The organism is Trichocoleus sp. ST-U2 (assembly GCF_039961875.1).
GTDB lineage: Bacteria > Cyanobacteriota > Cyanobacteriia > Cyanobacteriales > FACHB-T130 > FACHB-T130.
This window is the reverse complement of sequence record NZ_JAMPJY010000024.1, coordinates 18,455-32,700: the sequence shown is the minus strand read 5'-3', so window position 1 is coordinate 32,700 and position 14,246 is coordinate 18,455. Positions and strand designations below refer to the sequence as shown.

Here is a 14,246-nt window from a genome sequence, read left to right as displayed (position 1 = left end):
TGTGCCTCACGCGCACTGGCACCGGAAAGGCAAAACAAAAATGAAGGATCGGGGATGCATAAAACTAGCGCCATGTTTCGGGCGATTAAGCTAGAATTGTTAAGGCTTCTTTACAGGATTTATGTTAAATCCCAAATTCTGTTAATAAGCCAAGAGACATCTATTTCAATCTCAACACCCTCTCTGGCACGCTTCTATGACGCTCCCTATTCGTAACGTCGCAATCATTGCCCACGTCGATCACGGCAAAACAACCCTCGTTGATGCCCTCCTCCGGCAATCTGGCATCTTCCGCGAAGGCGAAGACGTTCCTGATTGCGTCATGGATTCCAATGCCCTAGAGCGGGAGCGAGGCATCACAATTCTGGCGAAAAATACCGCCGTCAGATATAAAGAAACCCTGATCAATATTATTGATACCCCCGGACACGCCGATTTTGGTGGTGAAGTCGAGCGGGTGTTAGGCATGGTGGATGGCTGCATCTTGATTGTAGATGCCAATGAAGGCCCCATGCCCCAAACGCGATTTGTGCTGAAAAAAGCTTTAGAAAAGGGACTGCGCCCGATCGTTGTCGTCAACAAAATCGATCGTCCCCAAGCCGATCCCCACGGCTCAATTGATAAAGTCTTGGATCTGTTTTTGGAATTGGGTGCAGATGACGATCAGTGCGATTTTCCTTATCTGTTTGCCTCCGGTATCAATGGTTATGCCAAAAATGACCTGGAATCCGACAACATGGATATGCAGCCCATGTTTGAGGCAATTCTGCACCATGTCGCGCCACCTGTAGGCGATCCGAATAAGCCTCTACAACTGCAAGTGACAACCCTGGATTATTCTGAATATCTGGGTCGGATTGTGATTGGAAAAATCCATAACGGCACAATCCGGATGGGGCAACAAGTGGCTTTGGTGACGGAAACCAGCGCCATTGTGAAAGGTAAAATCTCCAAGTTGATGGGTTTTGAAGGCTTAAAGCGAATTGATTTGGAAGAAGCCTCCGCGGGAAATATTGTGGCGGTGGCTGGTTTTGCCGATGCAAATATTGGCGAGACAATTACTTGTCCAAACGAACCGCAAGCTTTGCCGTTGATTAAGGTGGATGAGCCTACCTTGCAAATGACCTTTTCGGTGAACGATTCGCCCTTTGCCGGACAGGAAGGGACGATGGTGACATCACGGCAAGTACGCGATCGCCTGTTCCGCGAACTTGAAACGAACGTCGCCCTGCGGATTGAAGATACCGACTCTCCCGATAAATTACTCGTTTCCGGTCGAGGCGAACTTCACCTCGGCATCTTGATTGAAACCATGCGTCGGGAAGGCTATGAATTTCAAGTTTCCCAGCCGCAAGTGATTTTCCGCGAAGTCAGCGGTCAACCCTGCGAACCTTACGAATGTTTGGTGCTGGATGTCCCGCAAGAAGCGAGTGGTGGCTGTATCGAACGTTTGGGGCAGCGCAAGGGCGAAATGCAAGATATGCAGATGAGTGCCACGGGTCGCACTCAACTAGAATTTGTGATTCCCGCCCGTGGTTTAATCGGCTTCCGGGGTGAATTCATGCGCCTCACCCGTGGCGAAGGGATTATGAACCACAGCTTCCTAGACTATCGCCCCATCACCAGCGATATGGAAACTCGCCGCAACGGTGTCTTAATTTCATTTGAAGAAGGCGTTGCTACCTTCTACGCGATGAAGAATGCTGAGGATCGGGGTGCATTCTTTATCACTCCGGGCACCAAAGTTTACAAAGGCATGATTGTCGGGGAACACAACCGCTCTCAAGATTTGGAACTTAATGTCTGCAAGGCGAAGCAGCTGACGAACCACCGTGCTTCTGGCGGTGATGAATTAGTGCAGTTGCAAGCGCCAATCGATATGAGCTTGGAGCGTGCCTTGGAATACATCGGTTCAGATGAATTGGTGGAAGTTACTCCCAAATCAATTCGTCTGCGGAAGGTGACGAAGAAGTTGGCGAAGCGGTAAATGATTCGACAACAATAGCCCCAGGTTGAAGCCTGGGAGCTACACGAAAAAAGCCCGCCATCGCGGGCTTTTTTTTAGAGCGATCGCGCATTCCTTATCGCCTTTATCGTTCCGATGCCATACACTGCCATACATCAGTAGGAAAGTAGGAATGGGGCAATGCCATGCCCCTAACCAACGTTAGAAATGCAATAGATTCCACTTAACTGCAAACTGCTATAGATGACATCCGAAATGCGATCGCTCTAACTTTCCTGTAAAACCCAGCTTACATCCAGGTACGAGTCGAACTAGAAGCGTCAATTCCACCTGTGCGGATACGGCGATCCAGATCGTTGGGATCTGGGGAAGCACTCAATGCCGCCTCTAGAGTAATCCGACCCTCTAGCATTTGGTCGTAAAGCGCCTGATTCATCACCTGCATTCCATCGAACGTGTCATCTAGCATCAATCGATAAGCTTCCTCATCGTCACCCTTGAGCAAGTAATCTTGCATCGCCGGGGTATTGATCAAGATGTCATGGACTGCCGTGCGACGACTATCCGTGGTTGGCAGCAGCAGTTGTGCAATCACTGCCACCAAGGAATCGGTGATTTGAATTCGCATGGCTGGCTGTTCATCGGCGTTGTACAAGTTCAACAAGCGGTTAACCGCGTTGATGGCGTTGCGGGTGTGCAGAGTGCCTAAAACTAAGTGACCTGTTTGGGCAGCTTGCAGCGCGGTATTAACGGTAATGCGATCGCGCATTTCCCCAATCAGAATCACATCTGGATCTTCCCGCAGAACTGACCGCAGTGCCGCGTGAAACTCATTGGTATGCAAACCCACTTCCCGTTGGCTAACCAAGCACTTTTGGGAAGGGTGGACGAATTCAATCGGGTCTTCAATCGTGACAATGTGCTTATTCGTCGTCTCATTCAGATGACGAATCATCGCCGCTAAGGTCGTTGATTTTCCCGATCCCGTGGGACCTGTCACCAGAATCAATCCTTGCGGTTTGCTTACAATATCCTTGAGGACTTGCGGTAAGCCTAAACTATCAAGCGAAGGGATCTCTAGGCTGATCAAACGCAGAACCATTGCTCCGCCCATCAGGGATTCAAAACAATTCACCCGACAGCGCACGAAACCTGGGTAGAAAATTGCCGTATCCAGTTCCTTGTTTTCTGCAAACTGCTTTCGCTGAGCAGGAGTCAGGATCTCAGCAAGGTTTTGCTCAAAAATTTCAGGTGTTACCTTGAGCTGACCCTCAGCCTCTACCATCTGACCTCGAATCCGATATCTGGGAACTTGCCCCACTCGAATATGGATGTCCGAGGCTTTTTGAGCATACGCATCTTTCACCATCTGTTTGATGGAAGTCGCGCTGTTAACTTCTGGGGGTCGCCCTGGCTGCATCTGCGGAGGAACGGGTGGTGGCGGTAGTGGTGGTGGCATGCGTGAAGGAGCTTGTGCGCGAGTCGCTTCAGCATCATTGGCTTTGGTCATTTTTTCCCCCTGGGTACTTACTGGGTCCGGCAGCATCGGTAAAACCACAGTTTAATGGATCTTGCCTTTAAAAATTTTCTTTAAGTCAACCGTGAATGTCCTTAATTCTAAAAAATTACCAGACAGGTGTAAAATCTCTTATTTATTTGTAATCAGAATTTTGTTAAGGTGCTGGGATAGCTAGACTCTAGACTGGGCAGCGCTGTTTATGAATATCGGTAATCGGATAGCAGACTGGCTGGAAACTCGGTGGGTAACGCCAGCCTACGCTGGGTGGATATTGGGAATCATCGCCGTCTGTTTTTTTGGAGCTGCCACGAACACAATGGCGGGGTGGCTGTATGTTATTAGTGGCCTCAGCTTTGCGCTACTCGGAATTGCAAGCTTCCTATCCGTGCGATCGCTTCGTCATCTTCAAGTCACCCGACGCCCTATCCAGCCCGTCAGCGTCGGCGACGATTTAACCATTGAATTAGAAATTGAAAATCCGGTTAACCATCCCAAAACCTTACTTTTAGTCCGGGACGTTCTTCCCTTTGTATTGGGACAACCCGTACAAACGGCAATTGAAACGATTTCTCCTCATAGCGTTCACCACTGGGTTTACTACCTACCCACGCAAAAACGCGGGGTTTATCGGTGGAACACCGTACAACTGAGAACTGCCGCCCCTGTGGGATTATTCTGGTGTCGCCGCCAGCGTGAAGTTGCCGCTACGGCATTTGTTTATCCCACCGTTTTACCCCTCACCAACTGCCCGATGGTGGATGAAATTGGGCAAGAAAAAAGCCCCCTGTTTCTGAGTTTAGATCGCCGTTCTCAAGCTGCAACAGAAGGAGTCACGCGATCGCTTCGTCCGTATCGAGTCGGAGATCCCACTCGTTTAATCCACTGGCGAACCAGTGCCCGTTACGGTGAATTCCAGGTACGCGAACTAGAAGTCTTTACAGGTGGACAAGAAGTAATTATCTGCCTCGATAGCGCCACCAGTTGGAATCCAGAGCATTTTGAGCAAGCAGTCATTGCGGCAGCATCCCTGTACTTCTATGCCAGTGGGCGTCAGTTAAGTGTAAAACTTTGGACAGCCTTCACAGGTTTAGTGCAAGGTCATCGCGTGGTTTTAGAAACTCTAGCCGCAACCTACGCCGGAGAAGATGCCCATGCTGGAGATCCACCGACGCTTCCCTTAATCTGGCTGACTCCCAATCATGTTACTCTAAGCTCTTTACCCCCCGGTAGCCGCTGGATGATCTGGATGCCGGAGTCTTTAACTGAGCCTGCAATGCCTGTGAATCGTAATTCCCCTGGAATTGTCATCAATACCAAGCAGCCGCTACAACTTCAGCTACAATCCCCTCTGAAGTAGGCTTGCCCGATTGCATCGATCCCAGCCAATCCCCTTGAGGAAAAGGCTTAAGATACAATGCATAAACACCTGTCGATCTCGCGTCATCTCATATTATGAACCCATCAGAAACTGAAACAAAATCTAGCGAAAAAAGTCTAGAGGCGATGCGCCATTTCTCCGAAACTTACGCCAAGCGTACCGGCACCTACTTCTGCGTCGATCCTTCCGTAACAGCCGTAGTGATTGAAGGACTCGCCAAGCATAAAGATGATCTTGGTGCCCCTTTGTGTCCCTGTCGCCACTACGAAGATAAAGAAGCAGAGGTACATGCAACTTTCTGGAATTGTCCTTGCGTACCGATGCGAGAGCGGAAAGAGTGCCACTGCATGTTATTTCTGACAGAAGATAACGAGTTTCGCGGTGAGATGCAGGAAATCTCTCTTGAAGAAATTAAAGCTGTACGCGATAGTATGTAACGATTTGCTCTAGCTAATCGCTAATTGAAAAATTGCTAATTATAAATGCTTTTTAGCCTAACTTCCAATTATAGATTAGCGATTAGCTGAAGCATCAAATTTATCATGTTTGTAACAGCCACACGTCCCAGAAAGTCTTCAAAATAAAGCCTCCCGCGTGCTAAAAGAATTTTTTAAATTCCGCTTGGTTGGATAAATCAGGAAAGAAATATCGCCTAAAATCCACTTTTTATTGGTTTGCCTGGGCTGATAAACCTTATAACAATTAAGTAAGATTGGAATTTTAAAAACAAGTAGCGAGCGCAAGCTAAGCAATTAAAAAAGCCACTCAAAATGTGATATTGGTCAATAGGATTAAAAAAAAATGAATTTCTATTAAACTTTATTTAAACTTAAATAAAGACATTTCACAGCAGTTTTTTCTATCCGTTAAAAACTTAAAGCGATCGCTTGTTTTGGAGGCTTTCCATCACCCACGCGCGAAGCAGCTAAACATAGGCATCTTCGTCTGGAGCGATAAGTGTGGTGATGCCTGAACACAACCATAACCACGAGGGAAGGTGCTTGACGGTAGGGAACTGAAAACGGCAGAGTAATGAAATTATTAATATAGTTCCCGACTAATGACTGAAGAAATCCCATCTGAATTTTGGCAAGGGATCGAAGAGTTTAATCAGCATGAATTTTACGCCTGCCACGACACCTTAGAGGCTCTGTGGATGGAAGCCAGCGAGCCGGAAAAAAGGTTTTATCAGGGAGTGCTGCAAATTGCCGTTGGATGTTATCACCTAGGCAACCTTAACTGGCGGGGTGCAGTTATTTTACTGGGAGAGGGAATGCGCCGCTTGGAGGCATACGAACCTGCTTACAGTGGAATTGATGTCACCGAACTGCGGGAACAGAGTGCCGAACTGTTGACGGCACTGCAACAAGCTGGAGCAGAAAACGTGGTTGATTTTGTAGAGCAGATGCAACAAGACGAGAATGCTTCAAAGTTGCCAAAAATAGTGCGAATAGAGGCTTAGAAACTTCTCAAGACTCAGAAACGTCGGGATTGTTGTGCCTGGTTATCGCTGGATTTGTTCTAGATCGATCCTTTAGAGAGAGTAAACTAGGCACAAGAGCCGATCACCGTCTTTGATGTCTCCGCAAGACCCATGATGACCTCATCTCAATTTAATCAAAGTCTAATGCGTCGCCTGGGATTAGTGCTGATGCTGCCAGCTGTTTTAGCGGGAGCGATCGCTATCCCCACCGAAATCCAAACCGCCCAAGCTCAAACCGCCGATGACGGACGCGCCCTCACCGTCCGTTCTGATGTGCAAGAAGCCAACTCGAAAACAGGTGTAGTAACAGCTCGTGGCAACGTGCAAATGTATTACCCCTCGCGGCAGATCCAGGCAACTGCTGCCCAAGCTCAGTATTTCAGCAAAGAACGCCGCATCGTTCTGAGTGGGAACGTCTACGTCCTGCAACAAGGCAATAGTCTCCGAGGCGAGACAATCACCTATCTGATCGATGAAGGACGCTTTGTTGCTCTGCCTCAGTCCAATCGGCAGGTAGAATCAGTTTATCTGGTCGCCGATCCAAATTCTCCAACTACACCCGTAGCGCCACCAGCTCCCGCCGTCAATCCTAAACCAGCCTTCAAAACGCCGAATAGTCGCTAGCCATTTGTCACATGGCTAATCGCGAATGGCTAATCGCTAATGGCTTTTAATAATTAGCAGTTAGCCATTAGCAATGAACAATTAGCTAGTTCTCAATGAAAATCGTACTGGAGAATATTCACAAGTCTTACGGCAAACGTGCGATCGTCAATCGCGTCAACCTTTCGGTGGCGCAAGGGGAAGTCGTGGGACTACTCGGCCCTAACGGTGCTGGGAAAACGACGACCTTTTACATTGCAACTGGCTTGGAAAAACCCGATCAAGGTACGGTTTGGCTGAATGACCAGGACATCACCACCTTACCCATCCACAAACGAGCGCATTTAGGCATTGGCTATCTTGCTCAGGAAGCCAGTATTTTCCGCAACCTCACCGTCCAAGACAATATTCTCTTGGTGCTGGAACAAACAGGCGTGCCTCGTCGCGAGTGGCAAAACCGTCTAAATGGTTTGCTGCAAGAGTTTCGGCTAGAAAAAGTAGCAAATACGCTGGGAATTCGGGTATCTGGGGGAGAACGTCGGCGCACCGAGTTGGCGAGATCCTTAGCGTCGGGGCGAGAAGGGCCAAAATTTTTGCTATTGGATGAGCCGTTTGCCGGTGTCGATCCGATTGCCGTATCGGAGATTCAAAAAATTATTGCCGGACTGCGCGATCGCTACATGGGCATCTTAATCACCGATCACAACGTCCGCGAAACCCTCGCCATCACCGATCGAGCCTACATTATGCGCGACGGACAAATCCTCGCCTCTGGCAATTCAGAAGAACTCTACAATAACCCCTTAGTGCGACAGTACTACTTAGGAGATGACTTCCAAAGATAGCCTTGGGTAATCGGTAATCGGGAATTGGTAATTACAAGAGTCATCAGTAAGAAGCATTGAATTTTGAAACCACAAGAGAGTTTTGAATTCAAAATTTCAGACGCGATAACCGTAAGTCTACTCCTTAAAACTTTCCTCCAATTACCCATTACCCATTACCCATTACCCGTTACCTACCCATCGATCCTTGACCAATGACCAAATTTTTCAATCCGCTCTCCCCCCTGATTTCGACAGTCTCGGTGATGGATCGCTATATTGGCACCGAGCTGGTCGCTCCTTTCCTATTTGGCATGGGATTCTTTTCTTCCATCGGGGTAACGATTGGCAGTTTATTTGACCTGATGAGAAGGACTGTGGATGTAGGTCTACCAGCATCGCTCGTTTTGAAAGTCCTGCTGTTAAGTCTGCCACAGTTTATGGCGTATGCCTTTCCTGCCTCAGTGCTACTGGCTGCCTTATTAACCTATAGTCGTCTCTCCGCTGACAGTGAGTTGGTTGCCCTGCGTAGCTGCGGGGTGAGTATTTATCGATTGGTGCTACCAGCGATCGTCCTGAGTTTTGTTGTGACCGGCATCGCCTTTACGTTTAATGAGTATGTAGTACCCGCTGCGAACTATCAAGCCAAAGTTAGTCTAGATAAAGCTCTAAATAAAGAAAAGCCATCTTTCCAAGAACGCAATATTTTTTATCCAGAATATACGAAAGTTAAGCTACCCAATGGCGACAGAGAACAAGTGTTAAAACGCCTGTTCTATGCAGAAAAATTTGACGGTCAGAAGATGGAGGGATTGACAATTTTAGATTGGTCTCAGGAGGGTCTCAATCAAATTGTTACTTCGCAATCTGCTGCTTGGAATCCAGGACAAAACACCTGGGATTTTTTCAAAGGCACGATTTATTTAATCTCTCCCGATGCTTCCTACCGCAATATTTTGAAGTTTGAACACCAACAGTTGCAGCTGCCTCGTACCGCCTTGGATTTGGCAAATTCTGGGCGCGACTACGGCGAAATGAATCTTGCACAAGCCAGAGAACGTCTGAAATTAGAACGCCTCAGTGGTAATCAACAAAAAATTCGCAAGCTTCTGATCCGCATTCACCAAAAAATAGCTTTACCCTTTGCTTGTGTCGTTTTTGGTATTGTGGGTGCCGCTTTAGCCAATAGACCGACTCGCACCAGTAAAGCGACGGGTTTTGGGATTAGCGTGATCGTCATTTTTGCTTACTATTTGTTAATGTCCGTTGGTGATGCTCTGGGACTAAGTAACTTCCTCTCTCCCGTAATTGCTGCTTGGTTACCGAATCTGTTTGGATTGGGAGCGGGAGCGTGGTTCCTGCTTCGAGCTGCCCGCTAAACTTTAAGGTAGTGTCATCGTCAGTCGTGTAGGGATGGTTCTCGCTCAAGATATTGAGCGATAGCGAAGCATAACGCACTGTGCAAATTACTGTTTTTCTCTCCCTAATTCATTGGGGAGAGAAAAAGTTGCACATGGCCTAAGCATATCTATAAACCTACCCGTTCTTGGTAGAGGCATATCTGTTCCCTGCCCCTCAGTGAGTGTTTTTCGGTTTCTAGTAACTAATGCTCGTCGAGCGATCGCAACCTTTCTAACTTCCTAAATTTAAACTTTAGTAAACTAAAAGCTTGGCTAAAATTTTACAAAAATGAAAGAAATCTTTTAACAAACTGTATATTAAGACAGTTCCTGTTCAAGGCAATAGCGTATAAAATCGAATTACAATCCCTTGTGCAAGTCGAGCTGCACTACAGCTTATGTCATCCTCCAAACAAGTCCCTGCCTCCATCCGCTATCTCAAAGCACGGTTACGGACATTCGCGCGCCCTGCGTTTTGGGGATCGGCGATCGCACTGGTGATGATGGTGATAGGGGTATGGGAGTACTGGGTACACCCAGAATGGCTTAACAGCCTTTTAGATGGAGAAACGGAGAGTGGGCAAGTCGATTCCGCAGACAATCCCTCGGATGACCCAAACCTTTCTCAAGAAAGCAGTGTGATTGGCGCTGATATCGATAACTTGCCCGCGCTCATGCAGGAATTTAATCGCGGCACTAATCAAGGCGCTGGCAAGAAGGGAAAGGAAAAAGCTCAAGATCCCACCCAGCAAGAAGGTTTATTTGAGCAACTGACTCGCAACCCGGCGACTGCTTCTAATACAGAATCGACCGCGCAGCCTCAAGCGATCGCAGGAATCCCCAAAGCTCCGCAAAACTCGAACAATCCTTTTCTGACATCAGCACAAGATTTATTAAATACTGGATTAAATGTTGGCCCCCAGCCCAATACAGGGGCATTTTTGGGATTGACACCCACGAACCAACAGGCGGTAAATCCTACTACAACAGCAACCTCCACTCCGAATCTGGGCTTTGGCGTGCCCAATTTAACTAACCAGAACCAAAACGTCCTGCCAGTCAACTCCCTGCAACAAGCGTTGAATCAAAATTCGGCAAACCAAGCAGTAAACGCATCGCTATCGGGAAATACGTCTCAACAAACGCTTCCCAATTCCACATCCACTGGGCAAATGGCACCACCGCCAGCAAGTGCCCTAGCGAACACTACAGGCTATAGCACTCCCGTACCCACGACTAGCAACGCTACTCAGGGTTCCTCCACCCCGAATTCTTACACCTATTTAACCCAACCCCAGGCGGTTCCTCCCGTTGTAGCACCTGCTGTCCCCGTAACACCACAGATAGCACCGCCAGTGGCACCGATAACGACCAGTAATTATGGGCAGTACCCATCTGGAGCGAACACTCAAAGAAGCGGCTTCAACAGCAACTCTGGTTTTGGCTCCAATCTTGGTAATTCCGGAGCGCAACCGGGTCAGTTGAACCAGCCTAACTTTACAGCTCCTCGTCGCGTTCCAGGACGCTACATTGGTGGGGGTCAGATTAATACTTTCTCAAATCCATAGCTGTTAGCAATTAGCTGTGGGTTGCTCGCTAATTGCTAATCGCTATTGACTAATTACTTTGGAAGTATTGGATGATGGCGGAGGCAAATTCTGAGCATTTCAGAGGCTCCACCGGCGGTTCCATGAGTCGAGCCAAATCATAGGTCACTTCGCCGTTAGAGATCGCCTGACCGAGGCCATGCTTAATCAAGTCAGCTGCCTCCTGCCAGCCCATAAATTCCAACATCATCACGCCTGACAAAATGACCGACCCGGGGTTTACCCGATCGAGTCCAGCGTGCTTCGGTGCGGTGCCGTGAGTCGCTTCAAAGATGGCGCATCGATCGCCAATATTGGCTCCTGGCCCCATCCCCAGCCCACCGACAATCGCTGCCGCTGCATCTGACAAATAATCACCATTCAGGTTCATCGTAGCGAGGATGGAATATTCATCCGGTCGAGTCTGAATCTGTTGGAAAATGCTGTCAGCAATTCGATCGTTCACCATCACCTTGTCTTTCCACTGACCGTTGCCGTGGGTTTCCCAGATGGCATTGAGAACATCTTCCACTTCACGGGTGATTTGGGCTTTTTTCTCTGCCGTCAAGGCGTCGTACCCAGGCTCAATCTGACGGGCGTTTTCTTCCAAGGTAATCTCTGGATTACGGGCTTTGTTGTCCAGAATCCATGATTCTCGTTCTGTAACGCACTCAGCGCGAAACTCAGCGATCGCTACTTCGTAACCCCAATCGCGGAAAGCGCCTTCGGTGTACTTCATGATGTTGCCCTTATGCACCAGCGTCACCATCTGTTTATGCTTGGGTAGGCGCAGGGCATTCTTGATCGCACGGCGCACTAGGCGCTGGGAACCCGTCTTACTAATTGGCTTGATGCCGATTCCAGAGTCTAGGGGAATTTGCTTTTTGCCGTGTTCTGGCGTAGCTGGAATTAGCTCATTATTGAGGATGTCAATCAATTTGTTGCCAATTTCGCTGCCTTGACGCCACTCAATTCCCAGGTAGATGTCTTCTGTATTTTCTCGATAGATGATGACATCGAGTTTCTCCGGGCTTTTGTGGGGAGAGGGGGTGCCTGGGTAATACTTGCAGGGGCGGACACAGGAGTAAAGGTCAAAAATCTGACGCAGTGCCACATTCAGCGACCGGATGCCGCCCCCAATCGGGGTTGTTAGCGGCCCTTTGATGGCAATACCGTATTCTTTAATTGCGTCTAGGGTATCTTGGGGCAAATATTGGTAGGTGCCGTACTTCTCACAGGCTTCATCCCCGGCGTAGATTTTGAACCAGCTGATTTGTCGCTTGCCACCATAAGCAGCTTGGACAGCGGCATCAAAGACCTTCTGGGCGGCGGGCCAGAGGTCGATGCCCGTGCCGTCTCCGCGAATGAAAGGAACGATCGGGTTGTCTGGAACAACGGGTTCGCCATCTTTGAAGATGATACGTTCGCCCATGTCAGGAGGAGTGATTTTTTCGTACATATTGCACTTTTGTTGGATCTAGTCTAGCCAGACAATATTTTGACAGGAAGACTACCAAATCGGCTGATTCGCAAAAGTTTCGGTTAAGCTTTTTTGCAGTTTAGGCGGTTTGATTGCCATGATGTTCGCAAATCATCCAAGCTGAGGCAGGGCTGCTAGGAGGCTGTTATCTCATTTTGGATTTTGCATGGTAGAGCTGCGATTAATCGCAGCTCTACGAAGGGATCGTTGCAGAAGTTTAAACCAGACACCGAGGAGCGCAAAAAAGGATTACAGACCTAATGGTAGTCTCTAGAAGTGCTACTGGGATGAAGGAATTCGCGCTTCAAATCAAAACTTTGGCATCTATTTAGCCAAGAGGCCCTACGAGAATGGGTCGAACGGCTAATTTTTTTGAATAATCTTAAGCGCATTCTGTCATCAGCCTTTATGCTGATCCTTTAGGCTGATAATAAAGTAGACTGAGGGCGATCGCTGGTTTTGAGTCCTTCAATCTCACCAATACTGGCTGAGAAACTCTTGACGCTGCCAGATAACGTCAAGCTGATATAAAAAAGAGATATGCTGCACAAGCCGCCTCTGCGCTTTTCACAAAAACCTCAACTTACATCAAAGCGGGATGAATTCAGTTTGCAGACCTAGGCTGATATGGCCCCTGAAAGGCGCTCTTCTAGAGTAACGATGAAAAAAATTTTGCTCGTTGATGATGATAGAACCCTGCGAACTGTCTTGACACGCTACCTGCAAAACCAGGGGTATCTGGTTCAGGATGTAAGTTCTGGTATGGAGGCACTAAGCGCTTTTGAACAAGCTCCACCGGATTTGGTGGTCAGCGATGTAATGATGCCGGAGATGGACGGTTTGGAATTCTGCCGACGCCTGCGAACAATTCCTATCGGGCAATTGGTACCGTTTATCTTTTTGTCAGGCAAAGGAGAGCTAGAAGACCGAATTCAAGGTCATACGATTGGGGCAGATGATTATCTGACTAAACCCTTCGATCCCAGGGAATTAGTCGCAAAAATTGAAGCTCAGCTAGAGCGATCGCGCCGCATCCATGCGGAAATGGTGCGGTTGATGCAGCAGATGGCAACCAGTTCCACCGCAGCGACAGCAATCGGAGCGCTGGGTTCTGCCACCTGCGAGCCACTTCCGTTAACACCCGCAGAGCAAAGAGTTTTTTGGGAGGTGATTCAGGGATTTACCAATAAACAAATTAGCGATCGCTTGTTTATCAGTCCGCGCACCGTTCAGACCCATCTTAGTAACATCCTCAGTAAGCTGGAACTAGAGAATCGCTCTCAACTAGTTCGATTTGCTTTTGAACACGGATACCGACCTCCCACCCATGAAGAGCCGTGAGAGATGAGGCAGTCATTGGTAGCAGTCATTGGTAATTGGTATCAATTTTTAAGTTGTAGAGACAAGGGTTGATCGCCTCTGAATTTTAAATTAAAAAATTTTCTGATAACTCAAAACTCAAAACTTATCGCTCAAAACTCTCATTACCTATGATTTCAGGCGTTTATACACTAAATGAATTAAGTCAAGCGATCGCGGCAGCTCCTAGCCGATGGCGACCGCTAGTATTTACTAACGGGTGCTTTGATTTACTCCATACAGGTCATGTTCGATATTTACAAGTAGCAAAGTCCTTGGGGCGATCGCTCGTCGTGGGGTTAAATAGTGATCAGTCCGTCCGTGCAATCAAGCCCCATCAGCAGGGATTGCCTCCCCGACCTATCGTGCCTGAGCAGCAGCGGGCTGAAGTTCTCGCCGCCCTTAAGCCCGTGGATGGAGTGGTAATCTTCGACTCATTGACAGCCACTGGCTTAATTGAAACACTCAAGCCCGATATCTATGTCAAAGGAGGCGACTACAGCTTGGAAACCCTGCCTGAAACACCTGCCGTTCAGGCATACGGAGGTCAGATTGAATTGGTCAAAGTGGAAATTTCCACCTCGACCACAGCGATGATTGACCGCATCCTGCACTCAAATGATTAGCGCATTTGTCAAAAGTCATTAG

General features: G+C 48.1%; 12 protein-coding genes. 10 read left to right on the top strand and 2 right to left on the bottom strand.

The window, feature by feature from the left end; genetic code table 11:
* The first annotated feature begins 196 nt into the window (after positions 1-196).
* The gene (gene typA, locus NC996_RS16625) at positions 197-1,987 is read left to right on the top strand and encodes a translational GTPase TypA (RefSeq protein WP_190413055.1); all 1,791 of its coding nucleotides are present in this window, start codon (positions 197-199) and stop codon (positions 1,985-1,987) included.
* Positions 1,988-2,255: 268 nt separating this feature from the next.
* Here the strand turns inward: typA and NC996_RS16620 are convergent, their stop codons facing one another.
* The gene (locus NC996_RS16620; RefSeq protein WP_190413054.1) at positions 2,256-3,476 is read right to left on the bottom strand and encodes a type IV pilus twitching motility protein PilT; all 1,221 of its coding nucleotides are present in this window, start codon (positions 3,474-3,476) and stop codon (positions 2,256-2,258) included.
* Positions 3,477-3,684: 208 nt separating this feature from the next.
* Between NC996_RS16620 and NC996_RS16615 the strand changes: the two genes are divergently transcribed.
* The 7 genes from NC996_RS16615 to NC996_RS16585 all read left to right on the top strand — a co-directional run bounded on the left by NC996_RS16615 (position 3,685) and on the right by NC996_RS16585 (position 10,741).
* Positions 3,685-4,842 carry a DUF58 domain-containing protein gene (locus NC996_RS16615; protein ID WP_190683777.1) on the top strand — a complete coding sequence of 386 codons (1,158 nt, stop codon included), beginning with the start codon at positions 3,685-3,687 and terminating at the stop codon, positions 4,840-4,842.
* A 95-nt stretch (positions 4,843-4,937) separates the two neighbouring features.
* Complete coding sequence (locus NC996_RS16610) at positions 4,938-5,300, top strand: ferredoxin thioredoxin reductase catalytic beta subunit (protein WP_190413052.1); 363 nt, start codon at positions 4,938-4,940, stop codon at positions 5,298-5,300.
* A 623-nt stretch (positions 5,301-5,923) separates the two neighbouring features.
* Complete coding sequence (locus NC996_RS16605; RefSeq protein ID WP_190683774.1) at positions 5,924-6,325, top strand: DUF309 domain-containing protein; 402 nt, start codon at positions 5,924-5,926, stop codon at positions 6,323-6,325.
* A gap of 132 nt (positions 6,326-6,457) precedes the next feature.
* Positions 6,458-6,970, top strand: a complete 513-nt coding sequence (locus NC996_RS16600) for an LptA/OstA family protein (protein WP_190672660.1) — start codon at positions 6,458-6,460, stop codon at positions 6,968-6,970.
* A gap of 95 nt (positions 6,971-7,065) precedes the next feature.
* Positions 7,066-7,794: an LPS export ABC transporter ATP-binding protein gene (gene lptB, locus NC996_RS16595; protein WP_190413049.1), complete on the top strand. Its 729-nt coding sequence runs from the start codon at positions 7,066-7,068 to the stop codon at positions 7,792-7,794.
* Positions 7,795-7,988: 194 nt separating this feature from the next.
* Entirely contained in the window at positions 7,989-9,152 is a 1,164-nt protein-coding gene (locus NC996_RS16590; protein ID WP_242037484.1) for an LptF/LptG family permease, read from the top strand.
* Positions 9,153-9,571: 419 nt separating this feature from the next.
* Entirely contained in the window at positions 9,572-10,741 is a 1,170-nt protein-coding gene (locus tag NC996_RS16585) for a hypothetical protein (protein WP_190683772.1), read from the top strand.
* Between the two features lie 49 nt (positions 10,742-10,790).
* On the opposite strand, the gene NC996_RS16580 is transcribed toward NC996_RS16585, so the two are convergent.
* Positions 10,791-12,218, bottom strand: coding sequence for an NADP-dependent isocitrate dehydrogenase (locus tag NC996_RS16580; RefSeq protein WP_190683770.1), 1,428 nt, complete (start codon positions 12,216-12,218; stop codon positions 10,791-10,793).
* A gap of 681 nt (positions 12,219-12,899) precedes the next feature.
* Between NC996_RS16580 and NC996_RS16575 the strand changes: the two genes are divergently transcribed.
* The gene (locus NC996_RS16575) at positions 12,900-13,580 is read left to right on the top strand and encodes a response regulator transcription factor (protein WP_190683769.1); all 681 of its coding nucleotides are present in this window, start codon (positions 12,900-12,902) and stop codon (positions 13,578-13,580) included.
* A 149-nt stretch (positions 13,581-13,729) separates the two neighbouring features.
* Positions 13,730-14,224 (top strand): adenylyltransferase/cytidyltransferase family protein, encoded by a 495-nt coding sequence (locus tag NC996_RS16570; RefSeq protein WP_190683765.1) that lies wholly within the window; start codon positions 13,730-13,732, stop codon positions 14,222-14,224.
* Positions 14,225-14,246: the final 22 nt, after the last annotated feature.

Excerpts from the sequence above, each read along its gene's own strand:
- NC996_RS16570 (WP_190683765.1), top strand. The coding sequence starts at position 13,730 with ATGATTTCAGGCGTTTATACACTAAATGAATTAAGTCAAGCGATCGCG.
- NC996_RS16585 (WP_190683772.1), top strand. The coding sequence starts at position 9,572 with ATGTCATCCTCCAAACAAGTCCCTGCCTCCATCCGCTATCTCAAAGCA.
- NC996_RS16600 (WP_190672660.1), top strand. The coding sequence starts at position 6,458 with ATGATGACCTCATCTCAATTTAATCAAAGTCTAATGCGTCGCCTGGGA.
- NC996_RS16615 (WP_190683777.1), top strand. The coding sequence starts at position 3,685 with ATGAATATCGGTAATCGGATAGCAGACTGGCTGGAAACTCGGTGGGTA.
- NC996_RS16605 (WP_190683774.1), top strand. The coding sequence starts at position 5,924 with ATGACTGAAGAAATCCCATCTGAATTTTGGCAAGGGATCGAAGAGTTT.
- lptB (WP_190413049.1), top strand. The coding sequence starts at position 7,066 with ATGAAAATCGTACTGGAGAATATTCACAAGTCTTACGGCAAACGTGCG.
- NC996_RS16580 (WP_190683770.1), bottom strand. The coding sequence starts at position 12,218 with ATGTACGAAAAAATCACTCCTCCTGACATGGGCGAACGTATCATCTTC.
- NC996_RS16620 (WP_190413054.1), bottom strand. The coding sequence starts at position 3,476 with ATGACCAAAGCCAATGATGCTGAAGCGACTCGCGCACAAGCTCCTTCA.
- typA (WP_190413055.1), top strand. The coding sequence starts at position 197 with ATGACGCTCCCTATTCGTAACGTCGCAATCATTGCCCACGTCGATCAC.
- NC996_RS16590 (WP_242037484.1), top strand. The coding sequence starts at position 7,989 with ATGACCAAATTTTTCAATCCGCTCTCCCCCCTGATTTCGACAGTCTCG.
- NC996_RS16610 (WP_190413052.1), top strand. The coding sequence starts at position 4,938 with ATGAACCCATCAGAAACTGAAACAAAATCTAGCGAAAAAAGTCTAGAG.
- NC996_RS16575 (WP_190683769.1), top strand. The coding sequence starts at position 12,900 with ATGAAAAAAATTTTGCTCGTTGATGATGATAGAACCCTGCGAACTGTC.